This is a genomic window from Amycolatopsis sp. NPDC031561 (genome assembly GCF_055580625.1).
Map to the genome: position 1 here is coordinate 1 of NZ_JBVILA010000003.1, position 8,969 is coordinate 8,969.

General features: G+C 66.5%; 5 protein-coding genes and 1 rRNA gene. 1 reads left to right on the forward strand and 5 read right to left on the reverse strand.

The annotated features are described in order from the left end of the window. From ACZ5IK_RS09125 to ACZ5IK_RS09145, 5 genes are all read right to left on the reverse strand, one after another. Positions 1–74, reverse strand: a 16S ribosomal RNA gene (locus ACZ5IK_RS09125); the annotation flags it as partial. 348 nt (positions 75–422) lie between these two features. Further along, positions 423–1,667, reverse strand: coding sequence for a low temperature requirement protein A (locus ACZ5IK_RS09130; protein WP_465487258.1), 1,245 nt, complete (start codon positions 1,665–1,667; stop codon positions 423–425). A 455-nt stretch (positions 1,668–2,122) separates the two neighbouring features. Continuing rightward, a complete protein-coding gene (locus ACZ5IK_RS09135; RefSeq protein WP_465487259.1) occupies positions 2,123–3,595 on the reverse strand; it encodes an MFS transporter in 1,473 nt (490 codons plus the stop codon). Then, on the reverse strand, positions 3,595–7,179 hold the full coding sequence (dnaE, locus tag ACZ5IK_RS09140) for a DNA polymerase III subunit alpha (protein ID WP_465487260.1): 3,585 nt from the start codon (positions 7,177–7,179) through the stop codon (positions 3,595–3,597). Before dnaE ends, ACZ5IK_RS09135 begins: the two co-directional genes overlap by 1 nt. A 192-nt stretch (positions 7,180–7,371) precedes the next feature. Continuing rightward, positions 7,372–8,337: a plasmid pRiA4b ORF-3 family protein gene (locus ACZ5IK_RS09145; RefSeq protein ID WP_465487261.1), complete on the reverse strand. Its 966-nt coding sequence runs from the start codon at positions 8,335–8,337 to the stop codon at positions 7,372–7,374. Positions 8,338–8,471: 134 nt separating this feature from the next. On the opposite strand from ACZ5IK_RS09145, the gene ACZ5IK_RS09150 reads away from it, so the two are divergent. Then, complete coding sequence (locus ACZ5IK_RS09150; RefSeq protein WP_465487262.1) at positions 8,472–8,873, forward strand: nitroreductase/quinone reductase family protein; 402 nt, start codon at positions 8,472–8,474, stop codon at positions 8,871–8,873. Positions 8,874–8,969 lie beyond the last annotated feature (96 nt).

The following is an 8,969-nucleotide window of genomic DNA, read 5'->3' on the forward strand; positions in this document are numbered from 1 at the left end:
CTTCATCGTTCGACTTGCATGTGTTAAGCACGCCGCCAGCGTTCGTCCTGAGCCAGGATCAAACTCTCCAACAATGTCAAATTTGATCGAGGCAATTCAATGCACTCAAAGGAACCTCAAACGAGGTTCTTAATACATAAGCTCTACTGGCTTAGTTCACTAGCACACTGTTGAGTTCTCAAGCAACACACCCCAGATCGCACCGCAGTCACGCGGCCTTATCCGAAGCAGTTATTTCTTGGCTTTTGTTCGGAGCTCACCCTACACCTGCTTGAAACTGCCGTTTCAGCGGGGGTCTGGTTACCTCTCCGTTTCGGGACCACCCACTCTACCACCATCTGGTGGGAGCTTGGTTCGTGTTCCCGGCGGCCGCTCGGTTTCCCTGGCGACGAAGAGAACATTACACGGCCCGAAACCGGCGTTTACAGGGGGGTCCCTTTTTTCGCGCCGGGCCTCTGACCTGCGTCGATCTTGTGCTCACCCGGGATCGGCTCCCCGTGCGTCGCGACGACCGTCAGCACGACGAGGGCGGCGGCGAGCCCGGCGGTGATGTGGATGGGCGCCGGTGTGAACGACGCGGCGAGCACGAGCACCGCGGTCACCGGGAAGCCGATGGCGATCGGACGGCATTCGTTGGTCGGCCCGATGTGCATCAGCCAGACGCTCAGCAGGTAGATCGCGACGGGCACGGTCGTCGCCATGGCTGCGGGCAGCGAGGCGACGTGTCCGGTGTGGGTGTCGTAGTCGACCGCGACCTCGAGACCGGCGCCGAGGGCGGCCGCCGACGCGAAGATCAGGTAGTGCCCGTAACCCCAGCTCGCCACGGTGAACAGGTTCTTCGCCTTTTCGAGGCGAGCGTGTCCCGGCTGGTCGAAGTACAGCCACCACAGAGAGAAGACCAGCACGAGTCCCGCGGCGGCGAGGGAGATCAGGCTGCCGGTGTGCTCGCCTTCGTCCAGCCCCTCCTTGACCGCCGTGGTCGCGCCGAGGATGGATTCACCCAGCACGATGATCGTGAACAGGCCGTAGCGTTCGGCGATGTGGTGCGGGTGCCAGCCGGTGGGCCGTCGGCGTTCGGCGATCAGCGGGACCGCGAGCTCGGCCAGCAGGAGCACGAAAAACGACGGCAGGGCCAGGGACTCCGGCAGGCCGAGGCGGACGATCCACAGGATCTGGACGATCGTGATGCCGATGGCGTACCGCAACGCGGCCGGACGGCACTGCGAATCGGTCCGCGCAGCGCGCAGCCACTGCACGACCATCGCCAGCCGCATCAGGACGTAGCCGATCACCATGATCGTGAAGTCGCCTTCGAAGGCCGACGAGACGCCTGCCGCCACGGTCAGCCCGCCGGCGATCTGCACCATCGTGACCAGCCGGTACAGGACATCGTCGGTGTCGAACGACGACGCGAACCAGCTGAAGTTCAGCCAGCCCCACCAGATCGCGAAGAACACCATCCCGAAGCTGAGCACCCCGTGCCCGATGTGGTTCTCGGCGATGGCGTGGTGCAGACCGGCCGCGGCCTGCGCGACGGCGACCACGAAACACAGGTCGAACAACAGCTCCAGTGGCGTCGCCACCCGGTGGCCTTCACCGGAATCCCGCATCGTCATGGGCCGGTACCAGACCCGCAGGCGATTCCGCCCCTCAGAACTCTCCGCCATGGGTGCTCCTCGCAATCTTGAACTCGCGAAGATCTTCGCAGCCGGAAGCGGTTCACACACGTGGAGAACGCGCGGCGGGTGGGTCCGGGCCGGGTGCACCTCCCCAGGCGTCCCCGCGCGGACCCACCCGCGCGATTGCTTCACCGGGACTCGGCTGGTCAGTGGTGGTGAGCCGGGTGCCGCCGAACGGTCCCCCGCGGACGCCGACGGCCGTCCACCGGCTCGTGACCGTGGGTGTCCATTCCTGAAACTCCGGACTCGCCACGATCGCTCCAGCCGATCGATCCATCCCCGATCGATCGACAGAAATACCACTGTCGGTAGCCAAGACACCGCAGTGAAGGCACCGTAAGGTGTACCCGGTTGCTCTGAGTAGCACCAGAGCTTGACTACTTCAGTCACTCGGATGGAGCATCCGGTCTTGCCGACCGTAGTCAGTGACGGGCGCGGACGACTCAGCCGCGTTGACTGTCGGCGGCAGCCCTCTTGGCTTCCTCCCGCTCAGTGAGCAAACGCCGATTCCGGCGCGCGCGGAGTTCGATCACGGCGAGTAAGAGCGCCGAGCACGTCAACGCGGCGGCGCACAACATCGCTGCGGTCAGCGCCGACGGATAACCGCCGTTCGCGCCCAGTACCGCGTGGAAGACCGAGGCCAGGACGACCGTGCCGATCGCGGTACCGATCCGCTGCCCGGTCTGCAGCGCGCCCCCGGCCACGCCCGCCATCGACGTCGGCACGCATTCCAGGGTCAGCGTGGTGTTGGGTGAGATGACCATGCCGCCACCGATCCCGCCGACGAGCAACGGCAGCGCGAACCACCAGCCCGCCGAGGCCCCGGGATCCTGACCGGCCAGGAAGGCGACCGCGAGCATCCCGGCGATCACCATGACCAGCCCGGTGACGGTGAGCTTGCGCCCCCACTTCGGCACCAGCCGCCCCGCGATCGCCGCTGCCACGGCCGAACCGAGAGCGAAGGAAGTGACGGCGAGTCCTGATTGCAGTGGCGTGTAGCCGAGGCCCTGCTGGAAGAAGATGGCGAAGACCAGCCACATACCGGTGAACCCGCTGAAGTACAGCGCGCCGACGGCGGCACCCGTGGCGTAGCCGGGCGTGCCGGTGAACAGTCGCGTGTCCAGCAGTGGCGAACGGCCGCGCCGCACCATCGAGCGTTCCCAGCGCACGAACGCGAACCCGAAGACCACCGCGACGACGAACAGCCACCACAGGCTGCTGAGGCCGACCTGTTCGGATTCGATCAGCGGGAGCAGGACCCCGAGCACAGCGACACCCAGCAGCATGATGCCGACGAAGTCGATCTCGCCCCGCAGGCTTCTCGCCGGTCTCTCCGCTTTCGGGAGCCATTTCAAGGCCAGGATGAACGCCAGGATCCCGATGGGCACGTTCACGTAGAAGACCCAGCGCCAGCCTTCCGGATCACCGAAGACGGCGAGGATCACGCCGCCGAGCACCGGCCCGACCGCGGTCGAGATCCCGACGGTGGCACCGAACATGCCGAACGCGCGGCCTCGCTCCGCGCCGCGGAACAGGTCCTGGATCATGCCGCTGTTCTGCGGCGTCATCATGCCCGACGCGATGCCCTGCAGAAGGCGCGCGACGATCAACGTCGTCTCGTTCGGCGCCGCGCCGGCGAACGCGCTGGTCAGCACGAACGCGGCGAGCGCGAACAGGAACATGCGGCGGCGGCCGAGCGCGTCGCCGAGCCTGCCGCCGGTGACCAGCACCAGCCCGAAGGCCAGCGCGTAGCCGGAAACGACCCACTGGATCCCGCCGCTCGACGCGCCGAGGTCCTGCTGGATCGAGGGCAGCGCCGTGTTGACGATGCTGACGTCGAGCAGGCCCATGAACCCGGCGGCGAGGGAGACGGCGAGCGCCTTCCAGCGCCGTGGATCGGGTTCGTAGGTGCTCATCAGGTGCTGGCGGCGATCCCGGGGATGCCCTTGAGCTCACCGATCAGCATCGACGTCACCTTGACCGGATAGTCGTAGAGCGCAAAGACGGTCTGGTTCTTGCCGACCAGCTTGAGATGCACCGGCGTTTCGCCCTTGTGCGCCAGGAGGGTCTGCTTCAGTTCGCTGACCACCGACTGGTCGATCTTCTCCGCCGCGGCCAGCAGGACGAGCGGCATGTCCTCGTCGCCGTTCCCGATCTCGGACAGGTCGAGCGGCACGAGCCCGCCGCCGAAGATGGACATCTTGTCCTCACGCCAGTTCACCCGGCCCTTGACCAGGACCGCGTTGTCCTCGATGAGGTCGGCGGAGAACATCGCGTACGACTTCGGGAAGTACAGGACCTCCAGCGAGGCGTCCATGTCCTCGACGGTGCAGATCGCCCAGGGCTCGCCCTTCTTGTTGACCCGGCGCTCCAGCGAGGTGATCAGCCCGGAGATGATCAGCTCGCCTTCCTTGGGCGGGTCGGCGATGATCGCGGCGATCGGCCTCGGCGCGTGTTTGCGCAGGATGCGCTCGGCGCCGTCCAGCGGGTGCGCCGAGACGTACAGGCCGAGCATCTCCCGTTCGTAGGCCAGGAGCTGCTTGCGCGGGTACTCCTCCTCGCCGAACTTGAGGTGCGCGAGCGGTGAAGAGGACACCGCGGCTTCGGCGTCGTCGTCCCCGCCGAAACCGAAGAGGTCGAACTGGCCCATCGCTTCCTGGCGCTTGAGCGGGACGACGGCCTCGACCGCGTCCTCGTGCACCTGGATCATCGAAAGCCGGGAGTTGCCGAGCGAGTCGAAGCCGCCGGCCTTGATCAGCGATTCGATGACCCGCTTGTTGCAGGCCACCAGTTCGGACTTGTCGAGGAAGTCGGTGAAGGAGGAGTACTTACCCTTCTCCTCGCGGGTCTTGATGATCGACTCGACGACGTTCGCGCCGACGTTGCGGACGGCACCCATGCCGAAGCGGATGTCGCCCCCGACGGCCGCGAACCTCAGCGCCGACTCGTTGACGTCCGGCGGGAGCACCTTGATGCCGAGGCGACGGCACTCGGACAGGTAGACCGCGGACTTGTCCTTGTTGTCGCCGACCGAGGTGAGCAGCGCGGCCATGTACTCCGGCGTGAAGTTCGCCTTGAGGTACGCGGTCCAGTAGGAGATCAGGCCGTACGCGGCCGCGTGGCTCTTGTTGAACGCGTAGCCGGCGAACGGGAGGATCGTGTCCCAGAGCGCCTTCACGGCGTCCGCCGAGAACCCGCCGTCGATCAGCGGGCTGGCCTTCATCCCGGCCTCGAAGCCCTCGTACTCGAGATCGAGGACTTCCTTCTTCTTCTTACCCATGGCCCGGCGGAGCACGTCCGCGCGGCCCATCGTGTATCCGGCCACCTTCTGGCCGATGTGCATGATCTGCTCCTGATAGACGATCAGGCCGTAGGTGTCGGCCAGGATCTCCTTCAGGGGCTCCTCGAGCTGCGGGTGGATCGGCTTGACCTTCTGCCGATTGTTCTTCCGGTCCGCATAGTCGTTGTGCGCGTTCATGCCCATCGGGCCGGGGCGGTACAGCGCGCCCACCGCCACGATGTCGTCGAAGACCGTCGGCTGCATCCGGCGCAGCAGATCCCGCATCGGCCCGCCGTCCAGCTGGAACACGCCGAGCGTGTCTCCCCTGGCGAGCAGCTTGTACGTCTCCGGGTCTTCGACGCCGAGGGTGTCGAGGTCGATGTCGACCCCGCGGTTGGTCTTGATGTTGTCGATCGCGTCACCGATGACGGTGAGGTTCCGCAGGCCCAGGAAGTCCATCTTGAGCAGGCCGATGTTCTCGCACGACGGGTAGTCCCAGCCGGTGATGATCGAGCCGTCGTCACGCTGCCACAGCGGGATCGCGTCGGTCAGCGGGTCGCAGGACATGATGACCGCGCACGCGTGGACACCGGCGTTGCGGATCAGGCCTTCGAGGCCGCGGGCGGTCTCGAAGATCGTCTTGCACTCTTCGTCGGTCTCGACGAGCGCGCGGACCTCGGCGGCCTCGCCGTAGCGCTCGTGCTTGGAGTCGACGATGCCCGAGAGCGGGATGTCCTTCGCCATGATCGGCGGCGGCAGCGCCTTCGAGATCCGGTCCGCGATCGCGTAACCGGGCTGGCCGAAGTGGACGCGGGCGGAGTCCTTGATGGCCGCCTTGGTCTTAATGGTGCCGAAGGTGATGACCTGCGCGACCTTGTCGACGCCGTACTTGTCGGTGGCGTAGCGGATCATCTCGCCGCGACGGCGGTCGTCGAAGTCGATGTCGATATCGGGCATGGACACGCGCTCGGGGTTCAGGAACCGCTCGAACAGCAGCTTCTGCGGGATCGGGTCCAGGTTGGTGATACCGAGCACGTACGCGACCAGCGAGCCGGCGGCCGAACCACGGCCGGGGCCGACGCGGATGCCGACCTTGCGGGCGTAGTTGATGAGGTCGGCGACGATGAGGAAGTAGGCGGGGAAGCCCTTCCCGATGATGACGTCGAGCTCGATCTCGATGCGCTCGTTGTAGTACTCGTCCGGGACACCCTCCGGGTACCGCCACTTGAGACCGCGAGCGACCTCTTCCCGCAGCCAGGTGCCCTGGTCGTAGCCGTCGGGGACCTCGAAGAACGGCAGCCGGTCCTTGTGCGTGTAGACGTCCTTGTAGGACTCGACGCGCTCGGCGATCAGCAGCGTCGAGTCGGCGGCTCCGGGAACTTCCTTGTCCCAGTACTCCCGCATGTCGGCGGCCGACTTCAGGTAGTAGCCGTCACCGTCGAACTTGAACCGGTTCGGGTCGTTCAGCGTCTTGCCCGCCTGCACGCACAGCAGCGCGGAGTGGGTGTCGGCCTGGTCCTTGGTGACGTAGTGCGAGTCGTTCGTGGCCAGCGGCCGGATGTCGAGAAGCTTGCCGATCTCGAGCAGGCCCTCGCGGACCGACCGCTCGATCGGCAGGCCGTGGTCCATCAGCTCGAGGAAGAAGTTCTCGCCGCCGAAGATGTCCTTGTAGTCCGACGCGGCCTGGATCGCCTCGGTGCGCTGCCCCAGCCGGAGGCGCGTCTGTACCTCACCGGACGGGCAGCCGGTGGTCGCGATGATGCCTTCGTGGTTCTCCGAGATCAGCTCGCGGTCCATCCGGGGCTTGCGGTAGTAGCCCTGCATGCTCGCGAGCGACGAGAGCTTGAACAGGTTCCGCAGCCCTGTCGCGTTCGCGGCGAGCATCGTCATGTGGGTGTACGAACCGCTACCCGAGACGTCGCCGCCTTCACCGAACTCGTCGGAGCCACGCTGGTTGGCCTGCCCCCAGAACACCGGCTTCTTGTGGAACCGGCTCTCCGGCGCGACGTAGGCCTCGATGCCGATGATCGGCTTGAGGTCGTGCTTGACCGCCTGCTGATAGAACTCGTCCGCGCCGTACATGTTGCCGTGGTCGGTCATGCCGACCGCGGGCATGCCCAGCCGCGCCGCCTCCTTGAACAAGGGGGCGATCTTCGCCGCACCGTCGAGCATCGAGTACTCGGTATGCACATGCAGGTGGACGAAGGAATCGTTCGACACCAGCGAAAACCTCCCCTAGGCAGACGGGTCCCTGGCTGCGTGACGCGGGCCGGTCCTCCCACCTTATGCGCCGAAGATTTCCGGCGCCCGGCCGGGCCGACCCCTGACGAGCGCTGCCGAGTCTTCTCTTCGGGCAAGATCAAATCCAGCAGCCTCGCCGTAGCCGCCGCCACCCGAACGGGGCAGTGATGCTCAGCCCAGCCGGGCGTTGACCCCCTCCCTGTCGAACCACTCCGGGTCGAACCCGTAGCCGCCGAGCTCTTCGAGCAGGCCGTCGTTCTCTTCGTCCCCCGGATCTCTCAGCGCCTCCAGCAACACCTTGTACGCGTGCTCGTCTTCGCATTCCGGCGGAGGCGCCGCGCGCTCGCCGTCGAGACAGCTCGGTGCTCTGGGGAGGGCGACCGCTTGCTCGACGCGGATCCAATGCCGCCAATGCTCCGCCTCGTAGACGAGTCGATGGCCCGGTGCCGTGACGACCTGGCCGAGGAACACCTGATCGTCCAGGCGATCGCCTTCTCCGTACCGGCCGTCGGCGCTGAAGCCGCCGTACGCCGTCTCGAACCAGTGGTACTGCCGCTCGTCCCGGTCGAACGCCGCCGCCAGGACCTGGTGCACTCTGGCGAGCGTGAGATCGGAGCGGACTTCGAGCCGTCGCCAGATCGCCCTGTCCGGTCCGATCAGGGCGACCGCGAGCCGCAGTCCGGTGACCGGTCCGGGTGGAGGCAGGACGAGCGGAAGAGGATCGACTCCCGATCGGGGCACCGGTTCGTACTCGGGGAGGCCGAGCCATCGGCGCAACTGGTCGGCTCGTTCGGGCAAGTCCGACTTCGCGCCCAGCTCGAAGAAGTCCGGGACCCTCTCGAAAAGCCAGGCGTCGGAATCGGCCCTGACGATCAGCGCCGCCTCGACCTGGCTCCGGAACTCCTCGGGTGTCAGCGGTGCCTCGGTCACCAAGGCGTCCGACGGCTCCGCGTGGAGTTCGATCCCGCGGACCCTGTCGCCGTCGACCACCACCTCGACGCTCACCGAGCGCTTGCCCACGGTCAGTGTGGCGGCGAGGGTGACCCTGTCCCGGTCCGGTTCGCCTCGCGCGACGCAGTCCGACAGGTCGGCAGGTTTCGGCTTCTCGGGCTTGCGCCCTCTGCTGACGGGGCTCACTCGTGCAGTGTCTCCGGCGGCACCGACGGTTTCGGCGCCGCCGTGAGCAGCCATGATCCAAAAATGCTTGCCGACCTGGGCGCGGATGGGCAGACTGGCCAGCCGCCAAGATCACCGAACCGCCCGGAGAGTTGATGATCGACCTGCAGGCCATGAACGAACGCGTGATCGCGGAGTTCCGCGCGAACGGCCGACACGGGGAGGGTCTCCCGACGCTGTTGCTCACCACCACCGGTGCCCGCACCGGACGACGCCACGTGACGCCGATGCTGTTCCTGGCAGACGACGACCGCTACATCGTGTTCGCCGCGAACGGGGGCGCTCCCGGGCATCCGGACTGGTACCGCAACCTGGTCGCGGAGCCGTCCGTCGACGTCGAGGCGGACGGAGAGTCCTTCCCCGCCCACGCGGCCGAGATCACCGGAGCGGCCCGGGACCGTCTGTTCGCGAAGCAGGCGAGGGCGTTCCCCCGGCTCGCCGAGCACCAGTCGATGACCAGCCGTCCGTTCCCGGTGATCGCGCTCGAGCGGGTCTGAGCCTCACGGTGGTGGTGGGGGGGGGGGGGGGGGGGGGGGGAAAAAAAAAAAAAAAAAAAACAAACAGGAAAAAACACAGAACACAGACCTCGCCAA